The organism is Sphingomicrobium arenosum (genome assembly GCF_026157085.1).
Lineage (GTDB): Bacteria > Pseudomonadota > Alphaproteobacteria > Sphingomonadales > Sphingomonadaceae > Sphingomicrobium > Sphingomicrobium arenosum.
Genome location: NZ_JANPVN010000001.1, coordinates 1,466,344 through 1,489,598 on the forward strand (window position 1 = coordinate 1,466,344; position 23,255 = coordinate 1,489,598).

The 23,255-nt window shown below is 66.5% G+C and carries 25 protein-coding genes; 5 read left to right on the forward strand and 20 right to left on the reverse strand.

Annotation, left to right across the window (positions count from 1 at the left end; genetic code table 11):
- Nucleotides 1-53: 53 nt before the first annotated feature.
- The 7 genes from NUW51_RS07440 to NUW51_RS07470 form a co-directional block, all read right to left on the reverse strand.
- Complete coding sequence (locus NUW51_RS07440; RefSeq protein ID WP_265564225.1) at nucleotides 54-848, reverse strand: hypothetical protein; 795 nt, start codon at nucleotides 846-848, stop codon at nucleotides 54-56.
- Between the two features lie 72 nt (nucleotides 849-920).
- Nucleotides 921-1,442, reverse strand: coding sequence for a hypothetical protein (locus NUW51_RS07445; protein WP_265564227.1), 522 nt, complete (start codon nucleotides 1,440-1,442; stop codon nucleotides 921-923).
- A gap of 14 nt (nucleotides 1,443-1,456) precedes the next feature.
- Entirely contained in the window at nucleotides 1,457-1,666 is a 210-nt protein-coding gene (locus NUW51_RS07450) for a hypothetical protein (RefSeq protein ID WP_265564230.1), read from the reverse strand.
- 59 nt (nucleotides 1,667-1,725) lie between these two features.
- Nucleotides 1,726-2,130, reverse strand: a complete 405-nt coding sequence (locus NUW51_RS07455; RefSeq protein ID WP_265564232.1) for a hypothetical protein — start codon at nucleotides 2,128-2,130, stop codon at nucleotides 1,726-1,728.
- Entirely contained in the window at nucleotides 2,127-2,489 is a 363-nt protein-coding gene (locus NUW51_RS07460; protein WP_265564234.1) for an acyl-CoA thioesterase, read from the reverse strand. The genes NUW51_RS07455 and NUW51_RS07460 overlap by 4 nt, the downstream gene beginning before the upstream one ends.
- Nucleotides 2,482-3,012, reverse strand: a complete 531-nt coding sequence (locus tag NUW51_RS07465; protein WP_265564236.1) for a hypothetical protein — start codon at nucleotides 3,010-3,012, stop codon at nucleotides 2,482-2,484. The genes NUW51_RS07460 and NUW51_RS07465 overlap by 8 nt, the downstream gene beginning before the upstream one ends.
- Before the next feature lie 8 nt (nucleotides 3,013-3,020).
- Complete coding sequence (locus tag NUW51_RS07470) at nucleotides 3,021-4,310, reverse strand: pyruvate dehydrogenase complex dihydrolipoamide acetyltransferase (RefSeq protein ID WP_265564238.1); 1,290 nt, start codon at nucleotides 4,308-4,310, stop codon at nucleotides 3,021-3,023.
- Between the two features lie 104 nt (nucleotides 4,311-4,414).
- Between NUW51_RS07470 and NUW51_RS07475 the strand changes: the two genes are divergently transcribed.
- Entirely contained in the window at nucleotides 4,415-4,873 is a 459-nt protein-coding gene (locus NUW51_RS07475) for a universal stress protein (RefSeq protein WP_265564241.1), read from the forward strand.
- Nucleotides 4,874-4,966: 93 nt separating this feature from the next.
- Here NUW51_RS07475 and NUW51_RS07480 read toward each other — a convergent pair whose 3' ends face one another.
- From NUW51_RS07480 to NUW51_RS07490, 3 genes are all read right to left on the reverse strand, one after another.
- Complete coding sequence (locus NUW51_RS07480) at nucleotides 4,967-5,446, reverse strand: GAF domain-containing protein (RefSeq protein WP_265564243.1); 480 nt, start codon at nucleotides 5,444-5,446, stop codon at nucleotides 4,967-4,969.
- Between the two features lie 98 nt (nucleotides 5,447-5,544).
- Nucleotides 5,545-5,955, reverse strand: coding sequence for an alternative ribosome rescue aminoacyl-tRNA hydrolase ArfB (gene arfB, locus NUW51_RS07485; protein ID WP_265564245.1), 411 nt, complete (start codon nucleotides 5,953-5,955; stop codon nucleotides 5,545-5,547).
- Nucleotides 5,952-6,614, reverse strand: coding sequence for an RluA family pseudouridine synthase (locus NUW51_RS07490; RefSeq protein ID WP_265564247.1), 663 nt, complete (start codon nucleotides 6,612-6,614; stop codon nucleotides 5,952-5,954). The genes arfB and NUW51_RS07490 overlap by 4 nt, the downstream gene beginning before the upstream one ends.
- A 230-nt stretch (nucleotides 6,615-6,844) precedes the next feature.
- On the opposite strand from NUW51_RS07490, the gene ctrA reads away from it, so the two are divergent.
- Nucleotides 6,845-7,552, forward strand: a complete 708-nt coding sequence (gene ctrA / locus NUW51_RS07495) for a response regulator transcription factor CtrA (protein ID WP_245110923.1) — start codon at nucleotides 6,845-6,847, stop codon at nucleotides 7,550-7,552.
- Nucleotides 7,553-7,626: 74 nt separating this feature from the next.
- Here ctrA and NUW51_RS07500 read toward each other — a convergent pair whose 3' ends face one another.
- A complete protein-coding gene (locus tag NUW51_RS07500) occupies nucleotides 7,627-8,094 on the reverse strand; it encodes a GNAT family N-acetyltransferase (RefSeq protein WP_265564251.1) in 468 nt (155 codons plus the stop codon).
- A 102-nt stretch (nucleotides 8,095-8,196) separates the two neighbouring features.
- On the opposite strand from NUW51_RS07500, the gene NUW51_RS07505 reads away from it, so the two are divergent.
- Entirely contained in the window at nucleotides 8,197-9,117 is a 921-nt protein-coding gene (locus NUW51_RS07505; RefSeq protein WP_265564253.1) for a hypothetical protein, read from the forward strand.
- Here NUW51_RS07505 and NUW51_RS07510 read toward each other — a convergent pair.
- The 3 genes from NUW51_RS07510 to NUW51_RS07520 form a co-directional block, all read right to left on the reverse strand.
- On the reverse strand, nucleotides 9,114-10,319 hold the full coding sequence (locus NUW51_RS07510; protein WP_265564255.1) for an HD-GYP domain-containing protein: 1,206 nt from the start codon (nucleotides 10,317-10,319) through the stop codon (nucleotides 9,114-9,116). The genes NUW51_RS07505 and NUW51_RS07510 overlap by 4 nt on opposite strands.
- Before the next feature lie 210 nt (nucleotides 10,320-10,529).
- Entirely contained in the window at nucleotides 10,530-11,345 is an 816-nt protein-coding gene (locus NUW51_RS07515; RefSeq protein ID WP_265564257.1) for an arginyltransferase, read from the reverse strand.
- A gap of 162 nt (nucleotides 11,346-11,507) precedes the next feature.
- On the reverse strand, nucleotides 11,508-12,725 hold the full coding sequence (locus NUW51_RS07520; RefSeq protein ID WP_265564259.1) for a threonine ammonia-lyase: 1,218 nt from the start codon (nucleotides 12,723-12,725) through the stop codon (nucleotides 11,508-11,510).
- A gap of 53 nt (nucleotides 12,726-12,778) precedes the next feature.
- On the opposite strand from NUW51_RS07520, the gene NUW51_RS07525 reads away from it, so the two are divergent.
- Nucleotides 12,779-14,437, forward strand: coding sequence for an amidohydrolase (locus NUW51_RS07525; RefSeq protein WP_265564262.1), 1,659 nt, complete (start codon nucleotides 12,779-12,781; stop codon nucleotides 14,435-14,437).
- Here the strand turns inward: NUW51_RS07525 and NUW51_RS07530 are convergent.
- Genes NUW51_RS07530 through NUW51_RS07550 form a run of 5 tightly spaced genes read right to left on the reverse strand, consistent with a single transcriptional unit; the run spans nucleotide 14,434 to nucleotide 21,931 of the window.
- The gene (locus tag NUW51_RS07530; RefSeq protein ID WP_265564264.1) at nucleotides 14,434-16,440 is read right to left on the reverse strand and encodes a protein-disulfide reductase DsbD family protein; all 2,007 of its coding nucleotides are present in this window, start codon (nucleotides 16,438-16,440) and stop codon (nucleotides 14,434-14,436) included. The genes NUW51_RS07525 and NUW51_RS07530 overlap by 4 nt on opposite strands.
- Before the next feature lie 10 nt (nucleotides 16,441-16,450).
- A complete protein-coding gene (metH, locus tag NUW51_RS07535; protein WP_265564266.1) occupies nucleotides 16,451-19,048 on the reverse strand; it encodes a methionine synthase in 2,598 nt (865 codons plus the stop codon).
- The gene (locus NUW51_RS07540; protein WP_265564268.1) at nucleotides 19,045-20,088 is read right to left on the reverse strand and encodes a homocysteine S-methyltransferase family protein; all 1,044 of its coding nucleotides are present in this window, start codon (nucleotides 20,086-20,088) and stop codon (nucleotides 19,045-19,047) included. Before NUW51_RS07540 ends, metH begins: the two co-directional genes overlap by 4 nt.
- Nucleotides 20,085-20,990, reverse strand: a complete 906-nt coding sequence (gene metF / locus NUW51_RS07545; RefSeq protein ID WP_265564270.1) for a methylenetetrahydrofolate reductase [NAD(P)H] — start codon at nucleotides 20,988-20,990, stop codon at nucleotides 20,085-20,087. The genes NUW51_RS07540 and metF overlap by 4 nt, the downstream gene beginning before the upstream one ends.
- Nucleotides 20,987-21,931: an ArsR/SmtB family transcription factor gene (locus tag NUW51_RS07550; protein ID WP_265564272.1), complete on the reverse strand. Its 945-nt coding sequence runs from the start codon at nucleotides 21,929-21,931 to the stop codon at nucleotides 20,987-20,989. The genes metF and NUW51_RS07550 overlap by 4 nt, the downstream gene beginning before the upstream one ends.
- Nucleotides 21,932-22,095: 164 nt before the next feature.
- Here NUW51_RS07550 and NUW51_RS07555 point away from each other — a divergent pair, with 164 nt between their 5' ends.
- A complete protein-coding gene (locus NUW51_RS07555; RefSeq protein ID WP_265564273.1) occupies nucleotides 22,096-22,386 on the forward strand; it encodes a hypothetical protein in 291 nt (96 codons plus the stop codon).
- Nucleotides 22,387-22,459: 73 nt separating this feature from the next.
- Here the strand turns inward: NUW51_RS07555 and NUW51_RS07560 are convergent, their stop codons facing one another.
- Complete coding sequence (locus NUW51_RS07560) at nucleotides 22,460-23,206, reverse strand: hypothetical protein (RefSeq protein ID WP_265564275.1); 747 nt, start codon at nucleotides 23,204-23,206, stop codon at nucleotides 22,460-22,462.
- Between the last annotated feature and the right edge of the window lie 49 nt (nucleotides 23,207-23,255).

Here is a 23,255-nt window from a genome sequence, read left to right on the forward strand (position 1 = left end):
CTAACTGATCAGGAGCCGGTTAGCTGGCCAGCCCGACAGCGACAAGTCCCCCGCTACAGGCCGAGTACGGTCAGCGCGGCGTAGAGGAGGCCGAGGACGAGGCCGATGGCGCCGAGGATGTTGAACTTGAAGGCGAATTCGCGCCAGTCGTCCATCTTCACCTTGAAGATCAACGCCCAGATGGTCATCAGCGCCCGCGGCACGACGATCCAGATGGTCATGCCGACGACCCCGCCGATAGGAAATTTGAGCCATGGGCTGTCGGGCAGGACGGCCGCGCCGAACCCCATGTCGATGGGCACGAACCCCAGCGCGAGGAAGAAGGCCATGAAGGTGCCGAACATCAGCGCGCGGGCCCAATTGCCCCGCGACCCCTCCGCGCCCAGCGCGACGAAGGGGGTGGCAAGGAGGACGGGCTTGATGAACATGCCGACCTCGCCCGTGGGCGGATCGGCGAGCGCGATCGCCCAGCCGGCCATGGCGGTGAGATAGGCTGCCGCCCCGGTCATGAAGAGCGCGGTGCAGCCCTTCAAACCCTTGGGGTTCTGCTGGATCATCAGGATCCACCAAGCGATGCCGACTGCGGCGCCGATGGCCCAGCCCGACAGCGGCAAGGGGATGGCAAGCAGGATGGGGAGGAAGAAGAGCGAGACGAAGGCGGCCAGTCCCGCGGGAATGCCGACGAGGATGCCCGAGCCGACGACCAGCTCGAACGGGTCCTTCATTGAAAAGGCTTTCTTGCCGAGCAAGGCGCCGACGCCATAGACGAGGATGAACACCCCCACCGCGCTCGCCCAGGCGAGCCCCGCGATCTGCGGCACGATCTCGCCCATCTCCAGTCCGCTCATGCTGTGATGCGCCCCCACGCCTTTCGTCCGATGTCCACCCTGCCGCCAGCGCGGCCCGTGATCAAGCGCCGATCAGGCGAGCCCGCGATCGAGGTGCCGCGCCGCGCCCTCGGCGTCCTTGCGCTTCTTGCCGTGCCAGGCAGCTGCCACGCTGCACAGGATGATATTGGCGGGCGGGAACCACCACGCGCGCCAGAAAATCTCGCGCAGGTCGTGGAACAGCGGCGAGAGAAAATCGATCACGAAGAGCGCCTGCACGTACCAGACGAACAGGAAGACCATCGCGAAATGCGCCACCCAGCGCCAGCGCGCTTCATGGTCGGAGCGCTTGTTGGCGATATGCGCGGCGAGGATGTTGGGCAGGATGCTGAGGAACAGCGGCACCGAGAAGACCATGGCGAAGAAGACCGGCGCCATCAGCGCCTCCATGGGGCCGAAGGCGGGGTCGTTCCAATTGTCGGGATTGCTCAGCACTTCGACCGCGCCATAGGCGAGGAGGAGGCAGAGCCCGACCTGCAGCGTCAGGACGGCAGCGATCCGGCGCGGCAGGTGCATCCAGCCGCGATCGTTCCAGAACCGCACCGTCGTCGCCACGACCGGCGCGCGCTTTAGTTATGCCAGCTGAACAGCATCTTCAGCCCGAAGGTGGTGAAGAGCAAGGCGGGGACCGAGATGAGGAGGCCCGGCGAATGATCGAAGGGCCGGATCGTGCCGACGCCGAAATCGCTCGCCATCCAGACGCCGCCGCGTCCCCCGAACGCCATCGGCAGCGCGACCGCGAGGATCAGCCCGATGATGATGCACGTCGAAAGTTTCATGTCCGTTCCCTTTTCTCCCTGGTGCGCGAGATTCTGCCCCCGACAGGGTAAAGAGAAGGTTACGAGGCGAGGAGGCGCGGCTGTTTTTCGCGCAGGCGGTCGACGTTGAAAAGGCAGCAGGCCAGCGCGGTCAGCATGCCGGTGGGCGCCGTGACGATGAAATAGGGGAAGAAGACGAGGCTGGGGATGGCGCCGCCGATCATCGTGAGGAGGAGGGTGCGCCAGGCGAACCCCGTTTCGCGCGCGGTGACCCAGCGCGCCACCGGCAGGCCGATGAGGAGCGCGCCGAGGCTGAGCATCGTGCCGACCCAGAGGATGGCTTCGGGATCGAAGATGCCTTGTGACGGATCATCGACCATGCCGCCCGCCCAGCCGGTCACCAGCATGACCAGTGGCGCGACAAGGAAACAGGGCGCGATGATACGCAATGCGAGCACCGCGACCGCGCGCAGCGTCCTGCTCATCCCTTGACCGGGCGCTTCTGGTTGTCGGCGGTGGTGGCGACGAAGGTGAAGGTGCCGCTGGCGACGTCGAATTCGCGCTCGCCATCGCGCTCGCGACCCTTGGCGGTGGCGCGGATGGTCATCGAGGTCGTGCCCTCTTTCACCAGCTCGGCGTAGACGGAGAGCTCGTCCCCCACCTCCATCGCGCCGGGAAAGGCGAGGTCGGTGGCGGCGACGACGACGGCCTTGCCCTTGCTGTGCCGCGAAGCGAGCGAGCCCGCCGCCAGCGCCATCTGGCTCATCAGCCAGCCACCGAAAATCCCGCCATAGGGATTGGTGTCGGCCGGCATAGCGGTGACGCGGATGAGGGGGTCAGGCATCGCGAAAACTTTTCATCCCATTCCACCAGATGAGCGCTCCAACGGCTCCTGCGATACCGCAAGCGACAGTAGTCCTAAATATGGGAGGCCTGAAAGCGTGCGGATTATCGGGAAGAGCTAGGATGTTAGCGAAATATGCAAGAGAGAACGCAACTACTGCTCCGATCACAGAGCCTACGAGCATTGTCACCAACAAGTTGGCTCGAAGCTGGCGAGGAGCGCATCTTTCATAAAGAAGCGCAGTTGGCACCGCGACCGTCCCAAACAAAAGTGCAAGAAAAAACCAGAAAAGGGGGACCACAATCGTCAAAGCCAACAAGGCGATAAAGTCTTCCTCTGTCGAAGGAAAAAATAGCGCTTCGCTCCAATCGAAATAGGCAAAACTGAATGCCAAGCCAGCCCCGACACACATTGCGGGCAAAATGCGCTTGCGTGCCGCAACAGACGTTCCTGTTACGGCTTTTCGATATTGAACAGTTATAACCGCTATCACCACCAGCGCCACGCTGGAGATGATTGCCAAAGGTAGCACTAAGCCACCAACCCCATCGGGTTTTCGACCAGCTTCTTGAACGCCTGCATGAACTTGGCCCCGTCGGCGCCGTCGATAGCGCGGTGGTCGAAGCTGCCGGTGGCGCTCATGATGGTGGCGATCTGGACGCTGTCGTCGATGATATACGGCCGCTTCTCGCCCGCGCCGACGGCGAGGATCATCGCCTGCGGGGGGTTGATGACCGCGTCGAACGACTTGATGCCGAACATGCCCATGTTGGAGATGCTCGCGGTGCCGCCCTGATATTCCTCAGGGGCGAGCTTGCCTTCCTTGGCACGGCCCGCGAGGTCCTTCACCTCGGTCGAAATCTTGGACAGCGACTTGTCGTTGGCGCCCGCGACGATGGGGGTGATCAGCCCGCCGTCGATCGACACGGCGACCGAGATGTCGGCGCGGCTATATTTGATGAGGTTCGAGCCCGCGAAGCTGACGTTGCACTCGGGCACCTCGATCAGCGCGAGGGCCTGTGCCTTGATCAGCATGTCGTTGACCGACAGCTTGATGCCGCGATCCTCGAGGCTCTTGTTCAATTGGCTGCGTAGCTTGAGCAGCGCGTCGAGCTGGATATCGACGGTGAGATAGATGTGCGGGATCTGCTGCTTGGCCTCGGTGAGGCGGCGCGCGATCGTCTTGCGCATGTTCGAGAGCTTCTCGACCTCGTGCGGGATGTCGAGCGGTTCGACCTCGGCGGGGGCGGCAGCGGGCGCGGGTGCACTGGCGGCGGGGGCAGCGGCGGCTTTGGCTCCGCCCTTGCCCGCGGCGGCGTCAATATCGGCGCGCACGATCCGGCCGCTGGGGCCCGAGCCGGTCAGCGAGGTAAGGTCGATGCCCTGCGCCTCGGCGAGGCGACGCGCGAGCGGGCTCGCCTTGATCCGCTCGCCGTCCTTCTTGGGGGCGGCGGGGGCGACGGCCTTCGATTCCGGCGCAGGCGCGCTGTCGCGGCCATAGCCCTTGTCGGGGGTCGGCGCGGCTTCGGGGGCGGACTTCTCCTCGGGGGCGGCCTGCGAGACATCGCCGACCTCTTCGCCTTCCTCGCCGATCATGGCGATGACGGTGCCGACCGCGACCCCGTCCGTGCCTTCCTCGACGAGGATCTTGAGGAGCGTACCTTCATCGACCGCCTCGAATTCCATCGTCGCCTTGTCGGTTTCGATCTCGGCGAGAATGTCGCCCGAACTGATCGCATCGCCCTCTTTCACGAGCCACTTGGCCAGCGTGCCTTCTTCCATCGTCGGCGAGAGGGCGGGCATCTTCAGTTCGGTCGGCATGAAAGTCTCCTTGGGTCTTGAAGCGCTCAAAGCGAAGCTCCCGTTCCCCGTCAAGCCTTGCATGGCGGCATGAATTGGGTCAGCACTCTTGTTCGGAGGGGAAAATGGACCAGCATTATCTCGTGATCGTCAACGAGAGCGACGAGGCCAGGGTCTCGCTGCGCTTCGCGGCAAAACGCGCCTTGAAGACCGATCGCGGTGTCGAGGTGCTTGCCATCGTCGAGCCGCAGGAGTTCGTCTCCTGGGGCGGGGTGCAGGCGGCGATCGAGGAAGAGGACATGCACCGCGTCGAGGCGGCCATCGCCGCGACAGTGGGCGAGATCGTCGAGACGAGCGGGCTTAAGCCCAAGATCACCATCCGCCAGGGCGATCCCGTCAAGGTGATCAAGGAGATCATCGCGGGCCGCGACGACATTGCCGCGCTGGTGCTGGGCGCGGCGGCGGGCAAGAACCCCGGCCCCATCGTCAAGCATTTCACGGGCGAGGGCGCGGGCGACCTGCCCTGCCCCGTGCTGCTGGTGCCGGGCGGGCTGGACGATGAGCGGATCGAGTTGCTGGCTTAAGCTTTTACCGTCATCCTAGCGCAGGCTGGGATCCATGCCATCGAGATTATTCGACAAGACATGGGCCCCAGCCTTCGCTGGGGCGACGGGAATTTAGAGCGCGGCCTCGAGCACCTTGACCAATTTCTCGCAGCCTGCCTGATCCTCGGCGTCGAAGCGCGCGGGGGTGGGGCTGTCGAGGTCGAGAACGCCGAACAATTCGCCGTCCTTCATGATGGGCACGACGAGTTCGGAGCGCGAGGCGGCGTCGCAAGCGATGTGGCCGGGGAAGGCGTGGACGTTCTCGACCAGCTGCGTCTCGCGCGTCGCTGCGGCGGCACCGCACACGCCCTTGTCGAAGGGAATGCGGATGCAGGCGGCGCGGCCCTGGAAGGGACCGAGCACCAGCGTGCCATCAACGTTGCGATAGAAGCCCGCCCAGTTGAGGTCGGCCATCTGCTCCATGATGAGCGCCGAGGCATTGGCCATGTTGGCGATCGCGTCGGGTTCGCCCGCGACCAGCGCTTCGAGCGCCTTGGCCATTTCGTCGTAGAAAGCGGCCTTGTCGGTCGCATCGATCTTGAAGTCGTACATTTCAGTCCTTCTTCTCGTCGCCCCAGCGCAGGCTGGGATCCGTGCCGTGGGGAATATTCTCCATGCCATGGGCCCCAGCCGTCGCTGGGGCGACGCTTCTAATAATCCACTTTCCCGCGCATCTTCTTGACCGCGCCGCGCTTGACCTTGCTGTCGGTGCGGCGCGCCTTGGCGGCTCTACTCGGCTTGGTCTTGCGGCGGGCCTTGGGCATGACATGGGCCTTGGCGATGAGCTCGGCAAGCCGGGCACGCGCCTCGCGGCGATTGTCCTCGCGGCTGCGCGAACCCTTCGCGGTAATGATCATCGCGGCGCGGTCCTTGGTGACCTTCGAGCCCGCGAGGTGACGCAGGCGGTTGAGGACGCGGCCCGAGAGGCCGAGCGCGGTGAGGTCGACGCGCATCTGCACGCCGGTCTCGGTCGTATTTGCATGCTGCCCGCCCGGGCCCGAGGCGGCGAGATAGCTTTCCTCGAGCGCTTCCTCGGGGATCGACACGTCCTCGGGCTTCACGACGACACGCCTGCAAAGGCGGCCCATTCACCGAAATGGTCGGGCAGCGGAGCCTCCAGCTTGATCGTCTTTCCCTTGGGGCGCGGGACTTCGAGGCGGTGGGCGTGGAGCAGCATGGGGCCGCCGGGAAAGCCGTAGACGCGGTCGCCGACGATGCCCGCGCCCAGCCCCTCGCGCGCGTGCACGCGGATCTGGTGGGTGCGGCCCGTTTCGGGGACGAATTCGACGAGCGTGCGCCCTTCGGCCTCGTGGAGCTTCTTCCAATTGGTCACGGCAGGCTTGCCCGAAGCGTCGGCGACCATGCGCCAGCCCGCCTTTTCGCTCGACACCTTGGCAATGGGCAGGTCGATGACGCCTTCCTCGCCCTCGACCGTGCCGCCGAGCAGCGCGACATAGCGCTTGCGTACCTCATGCGCCTCGAAGGCGGCCTGCACCCATTTGCGAGCGGGCGGGTTGCGCGCGAGGAGGAGGCAACCCGACGTATCCTGGTCGAGACGGTGCATGATCGCGGGCAGGCGCTTGTAGCCCTGACGCAATTGGTGAAGGCGATTCTCGACCGAATCACCCCCGCGCCGCGGCGTGTCGACGGGCAAACCGGCGGGTTTGTCGATGGCGACGACGGCGGCGTCGATAAAAATGATGCGCGATTCCAGGTCCATGGCGCTCCCGTACCGATCCCCGCCTTTCGGGGGAAGAGGGCGACTTCCTCCATTATGAGTCTTTTTCGCCACAGGGTGGATCGTAAATGGCTCGCGTTAACCTTTATGACTTTGTTAACTTTTCCAAGTCAGATACGGAATGGTTAATGGACGCTTAGACGACGTTAAGCGCCGGTTACTTTTTAGGTTGGTAAACGCCCTTAACGACGGACTAATCGGGGGAATTACTTATGCGTGTACTGCTGATCGAGGATGACGCCACCATCGCCAAGAGCATCGAGATGATGCTCTCGACGGAAGGCTTCAATACCTATGTCACCGATCTTGGCGAAGAGGGCTTGGATCTTGGCAAGCTCTACGATTACGACATCATCCTTCTCGACCTCAATCTGCCGGACATGCACGGCTATGACGTCCTGAAGAAGCTGCGCACGGCGAAGGTGCAGACGCCGGTCCTCATCCTGTCGGGCATCGGCGAGATGGATTCGAAGGTCCGCGCGCTGGGCTTCGGCGCCGACGACTATGTCACCAAGCCCTTCCACCGCGACGAGCTGGTAGCGCGCATCCACGCCATCGTGCGCCGTTCGAAGGGTCACAGCCAGTCGGTCATCCGCACCGGCAAGCTCGCGGTCAATCTCGATGCCAAGACGGTCGAAGTGGACGGCAACCGCGTCCACCTCACCGGCAAGGAATATGCGATGCTCGAGCTCCTGAGCCTGCGCAAGGGCACGACGCTCACCAAGGAAATGTTCCTCAACCACCTTTATGGCGGGATGGACGAGCCCGAATTGAAGATCATCGACGTCTTCATCTGCAAGCTCAGGAAGAAGCTGTCGCTGGCCTGCGGCGGCGAGAATTATATCGAGACCGTCTGGGGCCGCGGCTATGTGCTGCGCGACGCCGAAGAAGACAAGGCGGCGGGCGAAGCGGCCGCGTAAAACAGTTACGCTCGAGAGCGAGCGGGCAAAAGAGGCGGCGGCGCTGGGGAGAGCGCCGCCGCCTTTTTTCGTGGCTAAAGCACCCGCTCCATCGCGAAGCGGCGAAAGCGCTGGTCGGCGATGCTGACCTCTTCCTCCTGCGTCACCTCGAAGCCGCAGGCGGCGAAGGCGGGCTGGGCCATCAGGCTGGCGTGCACCGTGATCTTCTCGAACCCGCGCGCCCGGCCGCGCGCGAGGATGCGGGTCAGTAGCTCGCGGAACAGGCCCGTGCCCTGCGCGGCGGGTCGGATATAGGCGAAGTCGAGATAACCGCTGTCACGTTCGAGGCTCATGAAGCCCAGCGCCTCGCTTTCATCCTCGGCGATGAGCACGTCCTGCGCGGCGAGCCGCTGGCTCCATTCGGGACCTTTTCGCGGGGCGGGCACCCAGGCGGCGCGCTGCGCCTCGCTATAGTGGCTGCGCCCGTTGCGCACGGCGTCGTGCATGATCTCGCCCAGCAATATATCGTCCGCCGGGCTTGCCCAGCGAAAGGTCCGGCTCATCGCGCCCTCCTCCGTCGCTCCATCGAAAGCGCGCGCCTCTGCCCGCGACGTCGGCCGGGGTCAAGAGTTGCCGAGCGCTCGCCAATTGCTAAGGCTGGTCTCATGACACGACTGGCCTCACTTCTTGCCGCCGCCGCCCTTGCCGCCTGCTCGGGCGCGGCGGCCGTCCCCGATGGCATGACCGCCATCCCCGGCCATCCCGGCAGTGCCTTTGCGCGCATCGACCTCGCGACCAAATTGGCCAGCCCCTACCGGGGCGGGCGCGAGGCCGTCGAGGCGGCAGCACGCGCGACGCTCGGTCCCGACGTCACGCTCACCGCCTTCGACTTTGGCGACTATCACTTCCCGGTGATGGCGGAGGTGGACGGCAAGCGGCATTATTTCATCCTTGCCGACGATCAATTCGGCCAGCACCCCGCTTACGACCATGAACCACGGCTCGAGATCGGAGAGGCCGTCTGCCATGTCATGATCGACGGCGTCTCGCTCGGGGCCGAGATGGTGCTGGACGAACAGGCGCTGCTCGGCGGTATCGGGATCGGACAGGGCTGCGCCTTGCCGCGCGAGGGATATTCGGTCGGGCCGTGGACGGTTGAACAACTGGGCGAGGCGAAGGCCAGCATCGAGGAGGAAGTGGTGGTCGAGATAGGCGGCACGCCGTATCGCGCGGCGCTGGTCGATCTCGATCCTTCGGACGAGGTGCCGCACCTCCTCGCAATGGCGGCCGCCCTGGTCGACCCCAGCATGCTCGAACGCGTCCGCGCCGCGGCACCGCCGAAAGGGCGCCGCAAGCTGCGCGCGACCCTGATCGAGCGCCGCTCGGGCGGCGATATTCTGTACTTTCCTGCGGATTGCATGCTGGTCCCGCTCGACGTGCCGACGGGGGCACTCGACATGGACGCACTGGCGGCGGCCTGTGACGAGCTCGACGAGAAGCGCAAGGAGCGCCGCAGGGCGCAATGGCGCCGTGACGGTTCGCCCGCGCCCATCGCGGTCGACCCGCCCCAGCCCCCACGCGACTAGCGCGTTGCCGCGACCAGTGCGTCGTAGCAGTCGCCGTCGACCGCCTTGCCGATGTCGCGCTCGATGATCGCGAGTGCGTCCTCGCGGGACATGGCGGCGCGATAGGGGCGGTCGGCGGTGAGCGCGTCGTAGAAGTCGCAGGCGGTGATGATGCGCGTTTCGAGCGTGATCTCGCGCGCTTCAAGCCCCAAGGGATAGCCGGTGCCGTCGAGCCTTTCATGATGCGCCGCGGCGACATCGGCCATGTCGGCCATGCAGCCGATGCGCGCCAGCACATCGCGCGTGTGTCGAGCGTGATCGCGCATCTCGGCCCATTCCTCTTCGGCCAGCTTTCCCGGTTTTTCGAGGAGGCGGCTCGACACGCCCAGCTTGCCGATGTCGTGGAGCAATGCGGCGCGGTGCAGCCAGCGGCGGCGCGCGGGGTCGACCTGCATCGCTCCGCTCATCGCGTCGGCATAGGAGGCAACGCGCCCCGAATGGCCGCCGGTGAAGGGGCTCTTGGCATCGACCACCGCGCCGAAGGCGGCCGCGATGGCGTCGAGATAGTCCTCGTCGACGCCGACCTCTTCCTCGGGCGGGGCGAGCCGCGCCACGACGGCGTCGATCGCGGGGCTTTCATAGTCGCGCCAGAAGCCCTCGTCACTGCTCACCATCTGGAAGCAGGCGGCGAGCTGCGGGTCGAGCCAGCTGCCGGCGCGGCGGGCGACTTCGGCGCGCGCGGCGTCGCGCCCGCCGACCTGGTGGAAGACGTCGGCAACCTGCGCGAGCAGCGCGACGCGCGCCTCGAGCGGGATGGCATCGCCAGCGAGCCCCTCGGGGCGTCCCGATCCGTCGAAATGTTCATCGAGGCTGAAGACCCCCGCCGCCACGCCCTCGTCGAAGCGCAGCATCCGCGCGATCTCGGCGCCGCGGGTGCAACGGGTCTCGATCATTTCCTGCGCGACCGCATCGCCGTTCTTGAGGATATGGGCGATGCGGCCGATCTTGGTGCGAAGCCCCGCCCCCTCGCCCGTCTTGGCGAAGACGAATTTGAGCGTCGCGGGGAGACCTTCGGGGATGGTCTTCCAGCTCGCCTTGAAGCCGCGATCGTCGGTAGCATACAGCTCGGCGATGCGAGCCGCATTACTCGAACAGCCGAGATCCTTGAGGAGGACGGCATAATGGAGCCGGCGACGCGCGGGCGCCGACAGCCCGAGCGACATGCCGAGCCAGGCGGCGGTGCAGGCACAGCGCAGGCTGTGCCCGGCGGGCTGCCCTTCGGTCAGGTCGAGCGCATGGCTGAACGCCCCCAGCAGTTCGGCGAGGCTCGTCGTGGCGGCGCGATCCGCGTCGATCCGGTCATGGCGAATGGGAGCTCTCCCGCTGCGTCAACCTGCGGGATAGACGTTTCGGGTTAACAACGCTCTAAGCGCCTATTTGACGGGGAGCACCTTGTCCGAGCGAGTGCGGGCGGGCAGCGGCTTGCCGCGATCGGCATAGTCGACCGTCAGGCTTTCCTCCATCGGGCGCCAGCCGTCGCGACCCAACCGCTCCATCGGCTTGAAGCGGGTCTTGTAGGCCATGCGGTCCGAGCCCTCGACCCAATAGCCGAGATAGACGTAGGGCAGGCCGGCGCGCTGGGCGCGCAGGATATGGTCGAGGATGATGTAGGTGCCGAGCCCCTTGCGCGCATCCTCGGCGGTGTCGAAGAAGCTGTAGATCATCGACAGGCCGTCCGACTGCTGGTCCGACAGGCAGGAGCCGACGAGCTTGCCCGGGCGGCCATATTCGTCGGCAGGTTCGCGATATTCGATGACATAGGTGCGCACCGGCGTCTGCTCGACCATGTCGGCATAATCCTGCTCGTCCATCTCGGCCATGCCGCCACCGGGGTGGCGATCGGTGAGATAGCGGGCGAGCAGCTCATATTGCTCGGCGGTGGTCCACGGCTTGCAGGCGGTGACGTCCAAGTCGGCATGCTGGCGCATCAGGCGGCGATGGGTGCGGCTGGGCGCGAAATCCTCGGTGCGCACGCGGACCGAGACGCAGGCGTTGCAGTCGGCGCAGCTCGGGCGATAGGCGACCGATTGCGAGCGGCGAAAGCCGATCCGCCCCAGCGCCTCGTTCAATTCGGCGGCGTTGCGACCCGACAGTTCGGTGAACACCTTCCGCTCCACCTTGCCCGGCAGATAGGGGCAGGGTGCAGGGTTGGTGACGAAAAATTTGGGAAAGCGAAATGGTGCGCTCACCCCGGGCCTCCTGCGTCTTATCCTTACCGAAATGATGTGGAAGGAAGTTAACAGGTCTGCAACGTTTTTGCACGACGCGCGGTGCCCAAGAGTGAATCAAAATGTGCCGCTTCGACACGCTTCTTAGTTAATCGCCATTTTTGACGGTGAGAGGCGGCATTTTTACAGCACCGCCTCGCGCCGGACCTTGAATCCGCCCTCGGTCAACTTGTCGATGAGATTGTCGATCGCGGCGGCGTCGCGCGCCTCGCATTCGACCTCGATCAACGTGTCCTTGGCGGGTAGTGCGGTGAAGACGCGGTGGTGGTTGGTCTCGATGATATTGACCCCGCATTCGTGGAAGGTGCGGGTGATGGCGGCGAGCGCGCCGGGGCGATCCTCCGCCTCGATCTTGAGCCTCGCGATACGGCCGCAGCGCACCAGCTCGCGCACGAGAACGTTGGAGAGGAGGTGCGGGTCGATATTGCCGCCGCACAGGACGGTGCCGACCTTCTTGCCTTCGTAGCGCCCCGGCTCGGCGAGGAGGTGCGCGAGGCCCGCGGCCCCTGCCCCCTCGACCACGGTCTTCTCGATCCCGACGAGCAGCGCGACGGCATGTTCGATCGCCGCTTCCTCGACCAGTTCGATGCGATCGACGAGGTCTCGGATGATCGCCCGCGTGATCCTGCCCGGCTCCTTGACCGCGATGCCCTCGGCCAGCGTGTCGCCGCCCATCACGCTCTTCTTGCCCTCGATGATGTTCTTCATCGCGGGGAACATGGCGGCCTCGACGCCGACGATCTCGATGTCGGGATTGTGGTCCTTGGCGGCAATCGCGATGCCGCTCATCAGCCCGCCGCCGCCGATCGGCACGACCAGCACGTCGAGGTCGGGCACCTTGGCCAGCATCTCGAGGCCCACTGTCCCCTGCCCGGCGATCACGTCGGGATCATCGAAGGGGTGGACGAAGACATAGCCTTTCTCGTCGGCGAGCATCTGGGCATGGGCATAGGCATCATCGAACACCTTGCCTTCGAGCACGACATTGGCGCCATGGCCCTCGGTCTGCTCGACCTTGATGGTCGGGGTGGGGCGCGGCATCACGATGGTGACGGGAATGCCCAATCGTGCGCCGTGATAGGCGACCGCCTGGGCATGGTTGCCGGCGCTCGCCGCGATCACGCCGCGTTTCTTTTCGGCATCGGTCAGCTGGCACAGCTTGTTCAGGGCGCCGCGCTCCTTGTAGGCGGCGGTGAACTGGTAATTCTCGAACTTGAGCCAGACCTCGGTCCCGATGATCTCGCTCAGCGTGCGCGACTTGGCCATCGGCGTTTTCACGACATGGCCCTCGATCCGTGCGGCGGCGGCGCGCACGTCCTCGACAGTGATATCCTTCTCCATGGCCAAGCCGCCTAGCCCTTTCCCCCGGCCCAGACAATGCTATGCGAGAGGGCATGACCCGCATGATCCTCCTCGCGGCGAGCACCGCCGCCACCGCCCTCCTCGCCGCGCCCGCGCAGGCCGACACGCTCTATCACAATCTCGATGGGCTCCATGCCAGCGCGTCGGGCGAGCTCCAGCGTTTTGCCGGGATGATCGTCGACGATGACGGGCGCATCGTGGCGCTTGTCGAGCCGGGCGGCGCGCTGCCCTCGGCGGTGGACGAAATGGTCGACCTTCAAGGAGCGCATGTGCTGCCCGGCCTGATCGATGCGCATGGCCATGTCATGGGGCTCGGTCTCGCCGCGCTCGACACCGAGCTCGACCTCACCGGTACCGCCTCGATCGAGGAGCTCCAGCAGCGGGTGGCCGCCCATGCCGCCGCGCATCCCGATTTGCCGTGGATCACCGGGCGCGGCTGGAACCAGGAATTGTTCAGCGATGGACGCCTGCCCAGCGCCGCCGATCTCGACGCGGTGGTGGCGGACCGGCCCGTCTGGCTCGGCCGCGTCGATGGCCATGCCGCCGTCGGCAACAGCGCGGCCATGCGCCTTGCGGGCATCACTGCCGAGACCGCCGATCCCGATGGCGGCGCGGTCCTGCGCGATGAGGCTGGCCAAGCGACCGGCGTGTTCGTCGATGCCGCCGAGGCGCTGGTCAATGTGCATATCCCCGCCCCCGATGCGGCGCGGATGGACGCCGCGCTGATCGCCGCGCAGGACTTCCTGCTCAGCCAGGGCATCACCGCCATCGCCGACATGGGCACGAGCATTGCCGACTGGCACGCCTTTCGCCGCGCGGGCGATGCCGATGCGCTGAATGTTCGGATCATGAGCTATGCGGCGGCAAGCGCACCCGCCGCCGCCATCGCGGGGACGGGGCCGACGCCGTGGCTTTATGACGATCGGCTGCGCATGGGGGGCATCAAGCTCTATTCGGACGGTGCGCTGGGGTCGCGCGGCGCGCTGTTGAAGGCCGATTACGAGGACGATCATGGCAATCGCGGCCTGCCCGTCATGTCGGGCGAGCAATTGCGCGAACAAGCAGGCTGGGCCGCCGAGCGCGGCTTCCAACTCGCCATCCACGCCATCGGCGATGCCGCCAATGCCGAGGTGATCTCAATCTTCGAGGAACTGGGTAGCGGCCACGAGGCGCGCCACCGCATCGAGCATGTCCAGATCCTCGACCCCGCCGACCTCCCCCGCCTGTCCGCCGCCGGGATCATCGCCTCGATGCAGCCGGTGCACCAGACCTCGGACTGGCAGATGGCGGAAAAGCGGCTCGGGATGGATCGCCTCGGCGGGGCCTATGCGTGGAAGAGCCTGCTCGATGCGGGCACGCGGCTCGCGCTCGGCTCGGACGTCCCGGTCGAGCATCCCAACCCCTTCGTCGGCTTGAAGGTCGCGGTGACCCGCGAGGATGCGCAAGGGTCGCCGCGCGGCGGCTGGCGCGCGCAGGAGGCGCTGACGCTGGGGCAGGCGCTGGCAGGCTTCACCGGCTGGGCGGCCTATGCGGGGATGGCCGACGGGCGCTTCGGCAGCCTTCAGCCCGGCGCGCATGCCGATTTCATCATCGTCGATCGCGACATCTCGGCGGTGTCGCCGCAGGCCATCGCCGACACTGAGGTCATCGCCACCTATGTCGACGGCGAGGCGGTCTGGGTCGCGCCCTAGGTCGCGGCCTCCTCTTTGGCCGCTTCGGCGCGCTCGACGAGCATGCCGGGGGTGAGGATCTGCGGCAGTTCCTCGGGCACCGTCGCGCCCGGCGCATACCAAAGGTAGACCGGCACTGCCGCGCGCCCGCGTTTCTCGAGGAAGCGGGTGATGCTGTCATTGCCGTCGGTCCAGTCGGCGACATAGACGGCGACATCGGCGGCCTCGAACGCCTCGCGCACGTCGTCGCGGTCGATGGCGATCTTTTCGTTGGCCTTGCAGGTGAGGCACCAGTCGGCGGTGAAATAGACGAACACCGGGCGCCCGGCGCCGCTCGCCGCCGCGACGCGCTGGGGCGACCAGCTGGTGGCGCCGGCCACCGCCTGCGTGCGCTGGACGGGCTCCGAGGGTAGCGCGAAGAGGCCGAGGACCGCGATGAGGACGCTTCCGCCGACGGCATAGCGCAGCAGGCCGAGGCGTCGCCCGAGCAATCCGAAGAGACCGATCATCAGCCCCAGCGCGACCATGCCGCTGGTCAGGCCGATGGGGCCTGCGAGCCGCCACAGGAGCCACAGGCAGGCCGCGACCGTGGCCGCCATCGGAATGGCGAGATAGCGCTTCAACCGGTCCATCCACGGCCCCGGGCGCGGCAGGCGGTTGCGCAAGGCGGGCACGAAACCGATGGCGAGGAAGGGCAGCGCGAGCCCCAGCCCGAGCATCGCGAAAATGCCGAGCGCAGCGGCGGGCGGCAAAATCAGCGCGGTGCCGAGCGCGGTGCCGAGGAAGGGGCCGGCGCAGGGGGTGGCGACGAAGGCGGCGAGCGCGCCGGTGCCGATCGAGCTGCGCGCCTCGACCTCGCCCGCCACGACGGGAAGTTCGAACAGGCCGATGAGGTTCAAGGTGATGGCCGCCGCGAGCAGCAGCAGGAGGAAGATGGTGCGCGGATCCTGCAGCTGGAAGGCCCAGCCGACCGCATCGCCGCCCGCGCGCAGGAAGAGGAGCATGACGCCGAGCGCGGCAGTGCCTGCGACCGCGCCCAGCGTATAGCCGAGCGCATCGCGTCGCGCGCGCGTCTCGTCGGTGCCGCTCCGCGCGAGGTGCAGCGCCTTCATGGTGAGCACGGGAAAGACGCAGGGCATGAGGTTGAGGATGAGCCCGCCGACCAGCGCACCGAGCATGGCGGCGAGGATCGCGGCGGCACTGGTATCGGCGAGCGGCGACCCGCCCGTCGGCACATCGCCGGGACGCGCGGTGAATTCGAGGCCCTGGCCGCTACCGAGCTTGACGACCCCTTCGATGGTCTCGGGCAGCTTGGCGGGGTCGGCGCGCGGGTGCAGTGCGAGTTCGGCGATCAGCTGGTCGCCCTCGCGGCGGAAGACGGGCTCGACCGCCGTGTCGATGATCCGGTTCTGCGCGATGAACAGGTCGGGGCTGCCGAGCGCGAGGTCGGCGGGAATGGGCACGGCGATGCCGAGCATGGACCGGCTCGGCTCGTAGAAGGCATCGCCCGCCAGCGGGCGCGGCAGGGCGCTGCGCCAACGCGCGAAATCCGCGTCGGGCTCGGCGCGCGGGCGGCCGCGACCGACGACGGTGGCAAAGCGCCCGCGTTCGGGCACGCAAACCTTGTCGGTGCAGGCGAGCCACGTCGCCTCGCCCTCGACGGTGAAACTCATCGGCGCATCGCCCGTCACGCGGATTTCGGTGAGGAAGGCATGTTCGCCGCGATAGACGTAGCTGGTCAGCCCGGCCGCCTCGTAGCGCATCGGAGTGGGGAAACGGATCGGCCCCATGGTGACGCCCTCGGGCACGTCCCATTCGACCGTGAAGGGCAGGCCAGCATCGCCGGGGTTCTTCCAATAGCCGTGCCAGCCGGGCTCGGATTCGAAGACGATCGCCGCCTCGACCTTGTCCTCGACGATCCCGCCCTCGACCTCGAGCCGGGGGGTGAGATGCGTGCTCGTCTGCGCGCTCGCGGGGAGCGCGGAAAGGAGCAGGGCGAGGCTGAGGAGTAGGCGCTGGATCACGCCACCCGCCCTAGCCTGCCGCTGCCTCTTCGTCGAGATTGGGCGACAACCGCTTTTTGGCGGTATCGAGGTCGATGCCGCATCGCGTCGCATAGTCCTCGAGCTGGTCGCGCCCGACCCGCGCCACGCCGAAATAGGCGGCGTCGCGATGGCCGAAATAGAAGCCCGAGACTGCGCTCGCGGGCCACATCGCCATGCTCTCGGTCAGGCTGATCCCGGCAGGGTTGCCGCCCAAGAGGTCGAACAGGATCGGTTTCAGCCCATGGTCGGGACAGGCGGGGTAGCCGGGCGCGGGGCGGATGCCGCGATAACGCTCGGCGATGAGCTCGTCGTTCGAGCATTGCTCGCCGGCGGCATAGCCCCATTGGCGGGTGCGGACATGCTGGTGCAGCCGTTCGGCGAAGGCCTCGGCGAAGCGGTCGGCGAGCGATTTCAGGAGGATCGCGCGATAATCGTCGCCTGCGGCCTCATAGACCTTGGCGCGCTCTTCGGCGCCATGGATGGCGACCGCGAAGCCGCCGACATGATCGTCCTTGTCGGCGATGAAATCGGCGAGGCACATGTTGGGGCGACCCTCGCGCTTCTTCACCTGCTGGCGCAGCATCGGCAGGCGGGTGTCGCCCGCGATGATGTCATCGCCGTCGCGGCGCGCTGGCCACAGCTGCGCGACGCCGCGCGCGGTGAGCCATTGGCCCGCGACGATGTCGTCGAGCATCGCCTGTGCATCGGCGAAGAGCGCGCGCGCCGCCTCGCCGACGACTGCATCCTCGAGAATCGCGGGATAATTGCCGTGCAATTCCCAGGCACGGAAGAAGGGCGTCCAGTCGATCGCCTCGCGCAGGTCGGCGAGGTCCCAGGCGTCCCATTGATGACGTTCGAGGCTGGCGGGCGCGTGCGCCACGCCCTCGGGATCGAGGGTGAAACCGTTGGCGCGCGCAGCGGCGAGGGTAGCGATGGCGCCCTTGCCCTTGCCCTCGCGCCCGGCGCGCACCTTGGCATAATCGTCCGCCACCTCGGCGGCATAGGACGCGCGCTCCTCGCCCATGAGCCTGGCGGCCACGCCGACCGCGCGGCTCGCGTCGTTCACATGGATGACCGGCCCCGAATAAGCGGGCGCGATCTTGAGCGCGGTATGTACCCGGCTGGTCGTCGCCCCGCCGATGAGCAGCGGCAGGTCCAGCCCCTCGCGCTCCATCTCGCTGGCATTATGGACCATTTCATCGAGGCTAGGCGTGATGAGGCCCGACAGGCCAATGATGTCGCATTCGTGGCGTCTGGCCGCGGCGAGGATGTCGGGCCAGCCGACCATCACGCCGAGGTCGACGATCTCGTACCCGTTGCACTGGAGCACGACGCCGACGATATTCTTGCCGATATCGTGGACGTCGCCCTTCACGGTGGCGAGCAGAATTCGACCCTTGGCCGCGCGCTGGCCGCCTGCATTCTCGGCCTCGATATGGGGCAGCAGCACCGCCACCGCCTTTTTCATGACGCGCGCCGATTTCACGACCTGGGGCAGGAACATCTTGCCCGAGCCGAACAGGTCGCCGACGCGGTTCATGCCGTCCATCAGCGGGCCTTCGATGACGTCGAGCGCCCGGGCCGCCTGCTGCCGCGCCTCCTCGACATCAGCCTCGATCTGCGCGTCGAGCCCCTTGACCAGCGCATGTTCGAGCCGCGCCTCGACGGGCAGTTCGCGCCAGCTGTCGTCCTTGGCCGAAGCCTTCGCCCCCTGCCCCTGATAACTCTGCGCCAGCTCGATCAGCCGGTCGGTGGCCCCCTCGTCGCGGTCGAACAGCACATCCTCGCAGGCGTCGCGCAATTCGGGGTCGATCTCGTCATAGACGTCCAATTGCCCCGCATTGACGATCGCCATCGACAGCCCCGCCGGGATGGCGTGGTAGAGAAAGACGCTGTGCAGCGCGCGGCGCACCGTCTCGTTGCCGCGAAAGGAGAAGCTGAGGTTCGACAGCCCGCCCGAGATTTGCACTTCAGGACACCCGGCCTTGATCTCGCGCACTGCCTCGATGAAGTCGACGCCATAGCGGCGATGCTCGTCGATCCCCGTCGCCACCGCGAAGATATTGGGGTCGAAGATGATGTCATGCGCGGGAAAGTCGTTGGCGACGAGCAGGTCGTAGGCGCGCTTGCAGATCTCGACCTTGCGCGCCTTGGTGTCGGCCTGGCCCGTCTCGTCAAAGGCCATGACCACGACGGCGGCCCCATAATCGCGCACCTTGGCGGCGAGGCGCAGAAATTCCGCTTCCCCTTCCTTCAGGCTGATCGAGTTGACGATGGGCTTGCCCGAAACGCATTGGAGCCCTGCCTCGATCACCGACCATTTGGAGCTGTCGACCATGACGGGCACGCGGGCGATGTCGGGCTCGGCGGTGATGCGCTTCAAAAAAGTCGCCATCGCCTCGGCGCCGTCCAAGAGCGCCTCGTCCATGTTGACGTCGACGACCATCGCGCCATTTTCGACCTGTTGGCGCGCGACCTCGACGGCGGCCTCGTAATCGCCTGACAGGATGAGTTTCTTGAAGCGCGCGGAGCCGGTGACATTGGTCCGCTCGCCGATCATCACGAAGCGGCTGGCATCCACGCTCATGCGCGCACCTCGAGCGGTTCGAGCCCGGCGAGCAGCATGGAATCCTGGGGCGCGGCAAGCTGGCGCGGCGCGGCGCCTGCGACCGCGCTGGCGATCTCGGCGATATGCGCGGGCGTGGTGCCACAGCAGCCGCCGACCACATCGACGAGCCCTTCGTCCAGCCATTCGGCGACCTGCGCGCGGGTTTCGCCCGGCCCCTCGTCATATTGGCCGAGATCGTTGGGCAGCCCCGCATTGGGATAGGCCATGACGAGCGTATCGGCCTCAGCGCTCAACACCTTCAAATGCGGGCGCAGCGCTTCGGCGCCGAAGGAGCAGTTGAGGCCGATGGTGAGCGGGCGGGCGTGGCGCACGCTGGCCCAGAAGGCCTCGACCGTATGGCCCGACAGGTTGCGGCCCGACAGGTCGGTCAGCGTCATCGACAGCATGATCGGCAGGTCGCGGCCCAATTCGCGCTCGACATTCCTGACCGCCATGATGCCCGCCTTGGCATTCAGCGTGTCGAAGACGGTTTCGATGAGGATGAAATCCACCCCGCCCTCGGCAAGGCTGCGCACCTGGCCTTCATAGACCTGCACCACTTCATCGAAGCCGACCTCGCGATAGCCGGGGTCGGCGACGTCGGGCGACAGCGACAGCGTCTTGTTGGTCGGCCCCACCGCGCCCGCGACGAAACGCGGTGCCTCGGGAGTGGCGAAGCGGTCCGCCACCGCGCGCACGATCCGCGCGCCCTCGACATTGATGTCGTGGACGAGATGCGCGGCGCCATAATCGGCCTGGCTGATCGCATTGGCGTTGAAGCTGTTGGTCGCGAGCACATGCGCCCCGGCCTGCGCATAAGCGGTGCAAATCGTCTCGATCGCCTCGGGCTGGGTGAGGTTCAACAGGTCGTTGTTGCCGCGTTGCTCGCGTTCCAGCGCGACACACCCACGAAATTGCGTTTCGCCGAGCCCCAGTGCCTGGATGGCGGTGCCATAGGCGCCGTCCTTCACCAGCACGCGGGTGCGGCTGAGCGCCCTCAGTTCGTCGGCCTTGCTCATTCGGGGATCGGTCCTGGCTGGACCCCCAACAGGCGACAGATCGCATAGGACAGGTTCGCGCGGTTGAGAGTGTAGAAGTGGAAATGGCGAACGCCGCCAGCATAGAGCTGGCCGCACAGTTCGGCGGCGATGGTCGCGGCGACCAGTTCGCGCGCCTGCGGATTGTCGTCGAGCCCGTCGAAGCGGCGCTCCATCCACCCCGGGATCTGCGCGCCGCAAAGCCCCGCGAACTTGCGCGTCTGCGCGACGTTCGAGACCGGCAGGATGCCCGGCACCAATTCGATCTCGCGCCCGCGCGCGGCGAGCGCGTCGCGTAGCCGGAAGAAGGGCGCGGGGTCGAAGAAGAACTGGCTGATCGCGCGGGTCGCCCCGGCGTCGATCTTTCGCAGGAGATGGTCGAGATCCTTCTCGAAGCTCAGCGCCTCGGGATGGCATTCGGGATAGGCGGCGACCGACAGGTCGAAATCGGCGACCTCTTTCAGCCCCGCGACCAGCTCGGCGGCATTGGCATAGCCGTCCGGGTGCGGCGCGAAGGCCTCGCCCTCGGGCGCATCGCCGCGCAGCGCGACGATATGGCGCACGCCCGCCTCCCAATAGTCGCGCGCGATGCCCTGCACTTCCGCGCGGCTCGCGCCGACGCAGGTGAGGTGCGCGGCGGGAGTGAGGCTCGTTTCCTCGACGATGCGCTTGACCGTCTGGTGCGTACGTTCTCGCGTCGAGCCGCCAGCGCCATAGGTGACCGAGACGAAACGCGGGGCAAGCGGTTCGAGCTTCTCGACCGCGTCCCACAGTTTCTCGTTCATCTTCTCGGTCTTGGGCGGGAAGAATTCGAAGCTGACATCGATGTCGCCCGCGGGGCGTTCGAACAGCGGCGGGGGGGCATCGGCGGTGGTGTCGGTCATGCCGCCCTCCGCTTCTTTGCGGGCCGATCGGCAGTCCAGATCGTGACCGTCAGTTCGCCGCCTTCGACCTTGACCGGCGCGCGCGGCGCAAGTCCCGCGAAGCTCAACATCTGTTCGATCCCTTCATCCGAAAAACCCAATCGCTGATGGCCGTGGTCCCGGCGCAATTCCTCGCGGCCATGCGCCTCGAAATCGACCAGCACGAGCCGCCCCCCCGGCCCCAGCACCCGCGCGGCCTCGTCGATCGCGGCGCGCGGCTGGTGCGCGAAATGCAGCACCTGGTGGAGGATAACCGTGTCGGCGGCGCCGTCGCTCAGCGGCAGCGCGAACATGTCGCCCTGCCGCAGGCTCGCCTGCACGTCGTCACCCGCCGCCTCGAGGCGAACCCGCGCGATGCGCAGCATGTCGGGCGAGCGATCGATGCCGATCGCTTCGGCCGCGCCCGGCGAAAACAGTTCGAGCATACGCCCGGTGCCAGTGCCGACATCGACCAGCCGCCCGAGCGGGCGCCCTTTCAGCGCCTTCACCATGGCCGCCTCGATCTTCTCCTCGGGCGCGTGGAGCTTGCTCAACAGTCCCCATTGCTCCGCGCGCGCGTTGAACCAGCGGCTCGCGGTCTCGGCACGCTCGATGCGGATCGCTTCCAATCGCTTGGCGTCGGCGGCGATGGCGCGGGCGATATCGCCATCGGCGGCGTCGAGAAGCTGCCGCACCGGCGAGCCTTCCTCGAGCCGCAGCGTGACGAAGGTCCACGCCCCTTCCTTGCGACGCGCGACGATTCCCGCCTCGTCGAGGATTCGCAAATGACGCGACACGCGCGGCTGCGATTGGCCGAGCGCCTGCGCGATCTCGCCGACCGTCAACTCCATCTCGGTGAGGAGCCTGCAGATGCGCAAGCGGCTCTCATCGGCGAGGGCTTGGAAAAGTGCCAATATGTCCATTGCTTGGCTCATGACTTAAAGACATAAAGAAACCTTTATCTTCTTCAAGTGAGAAATTCACCGCCCCCGGGAACCCGATATGTGAAAAGATCGTTGCACCCGTCTTCCGAACCAATTAAGTCTCGTTGCAGGCCCGCCCTAGAAATAGGCGCGGGTCGTGCCTTGTGCGCGCGACGAGCGGGCACGCTAACAAGGAATGGGAATACGTTATGAAGAAGATTGCTCTGACCGCTGCGGTCCTCGGCCTCGGCCTCGCCGCTTGCGAAGCGCAGACCGACGAAGCCGCGGAAACCGGCATCGAAAACACCGGTGAAGCCATGGAAGCGGACGCTGAAGCCGCTGGCGAAGCCACCGAAGCTGCCATGGAAGAAATGGCCGCCGAAGCCGACGAAACTGCGACCGAAGTCGAAGCTGCCGTCGAAGGCGAAACCGAAGCGGAAGCCGCTGCCGAGTAATTGGCTGCCTTCCACCTTCGGGTGAGATCAGGGTCGTCCGGTTCGCCGGGCGGCCCTTTTCTTTTGCGGGTTGCTAGGCCTCGTCGCGCGGGGCCCGCAGCCGGTCGAGGTCACGCTCGACTTCGAGCGCCTCCAAATCGCACCCCGCGCCCAGATCGAGCGCTTCCACCTGCGCTTCGGCGAGCCTCGCTGCACGCTCGCGCGCCTCGGCCTTCGCCATCGCTGCCTCGGCAAGCGTGCCGTGGACGAGCTGTCGTGCCCGGATCGTGTCGCGCGCGCTAGCGATCCGCGCCTGCGCCAGCACCTCGCGGCGAAAATCATCGCCGATCCGTCCTTCGAGCGCTTCGATCTCGCGGCACAGGGCGGACAAGGTTTCTTCGCCCTTGGCGATATCCTCGCGCAGCGCGTCGTGGCGCCGATCGAGGCTGCGCCGTTCGGTGACGAGGCCGCGCGCGCGCTCCTCCTCGCCCGCCGCCAGCGCATTGGCCGCATCGGCCTCCATCTCGCTGGCCTGTCGGACGAGATCGCGCTCGATCGCGCGCCAGCTGGTGATATTGGCGCCCAGCCGCGCCGCATTGTCGGTGAGGCGCTTCAATTCCTGTTGCGCCTGCCAGGCCAAACCATGGCTACCGGCCATTGCATCGGCAGAATCGATCCGCTTCGACCAAGCGCGATATTCGGCGTCGGTCCATTGCTCGCGCACGACCATCGGCAACACCCGCCGCCGTGCCTTGGCGAGGAGTTGCCCGAACCCCATCCAGGCGAGCGTCGCGATACCGACCACCGTGCCTGTCAGGAAAAGAAGATCGAGCGCATCCATACCTCGCTGCTAGCAGCAATGCCTTGCCAATCTCTTTACCTTCGCAAGC

Coding starts and splice junctions, on each gene's coding strand:
- NUW51_RS07440 (WP_265564225.1), bottom strand. CDS start 848: ATGAGCGGACTGGAGATGGGCGAGATCGTGCCGCAGATCGCGGGGCTC.
- NUW51_RS07450 (WP_265564230.1), bottom strand. CDS start 1,666: ATGAAACTTTCGACGTGCATCATCATCGGGCTGATCCTCGCGGTCGCG.
- NUW51_RS07455 (WP_265564232.1), bottom strand. CDS start 2,130: ATGAGCAGGACGCTGCGCGCGGTCGCGGTGCTCGCATTGCGTATCATC.
- NUW51_RS07460 (WP_265564234.1), bottom strand. CDS start 2,489: ATGCCTGACCCCCTCATCCGCGTCACCGCTATGCCGGCCGACACCAAT.
- NUW51_RS07470 (WP_265564238.1), bottom strand. CDS start 4,310: ATGCCGACCGAACTGAAGATGCCCGCCCTCTCGCCGACGATGGAAGAA.
- NUW51_RS07475 (WP_265564241.1), top strand. CDS start 4,415: ATGGACCAGCATTATCTCGTGATCGTCAACGAGAGCGACGAGGCCAGG.
- NUW51_RS07480 (WP_265564243.1), bottom strand. CDS start 5,446: ATGTACGACTTCAAGATCGATGCGACCGACAAGGCCGCTTTCTACGAC.
- NUW51_RS07490 (WP_265564247.1), bottom strand. CDS start 6,614: ATGGACCTGGAATCGCGCATCATTTTTATCGACGCCGCCGTCGTCGCC.
- ctrA (WP_245110923.1), top strand. CDS start 6,845: ATGCGTGTACTGCTGATCGAGGATGACGCCACCATCGCCAAGAGCATC.
- NUW51_RS07500 (WP_265564251.1), bottom strand. CDS start 8,094: ATGAGCCGGACCTTTCGCTGGGCAAGCCCGGCGGACGATATATTGCTG.
- NUW51_RS07505 (WP_265564253.1), top strand. CDS start 8,197: ATGACACGACTGGCCTCACTTCTTGCCGCCGCCGCCCTTGCCGCCTGC.
- NUW51_RS07510 (WP_265564255.1), bottom strand. CDS start 10,319: ATGTCGCTCGGGCTGTCGGCGCCCGCGCGTCGCCGGCTCCATTATGCC.
- NUW51_RS07520 (WP_265564259.1), bottom strand. CDS start 12,725: ATGGAGAAGGATATCACTGTCGAGGACGTGCGCGCCGCCGCCGCACGG.
- NUW51_RS07525 (WP_265564262.1), top strand. CDS start 12,779: ATGACCCGCATGATCCTCCTCGCGGCGAGCACCGCCGCCACCGCCCTC.
- metH (WP_265564266.1), bottom strand. CDS start 19,048: ATGAGCGTGGATGCCAGCCGCTTCGTGATGATCGGCGAGCGGACCAAT.
- NUW51_RS07540 (WP_265564268.1), bottom strand. CDS start 20,088: ATGAGCAAGGCCGACGAACTGAGGGCGCTCAGCCGCACCCGCGTGCTG.
- metF (WP_265564270.1), bottom strand. CDS start 20,990: ATGACCGACACCACCGCCGATGCCCCCCCGCCGCTGTTCGAACGCCCC.
- NUW51_RS07550 (WP_265564272.1), bottom strand. CDS start 21,931: ATGGACATATTGGCACTTTTCCAAGCCCTCGCCGATGAGAGCCGCTTG.
- NUW51_RS07560 (WP_265564275.1), bottom strand. CDS start 23,206: ATGGATGCGCTCGATCTTCTTTTCCTGACAGGCACGGTGGTCGGTATC.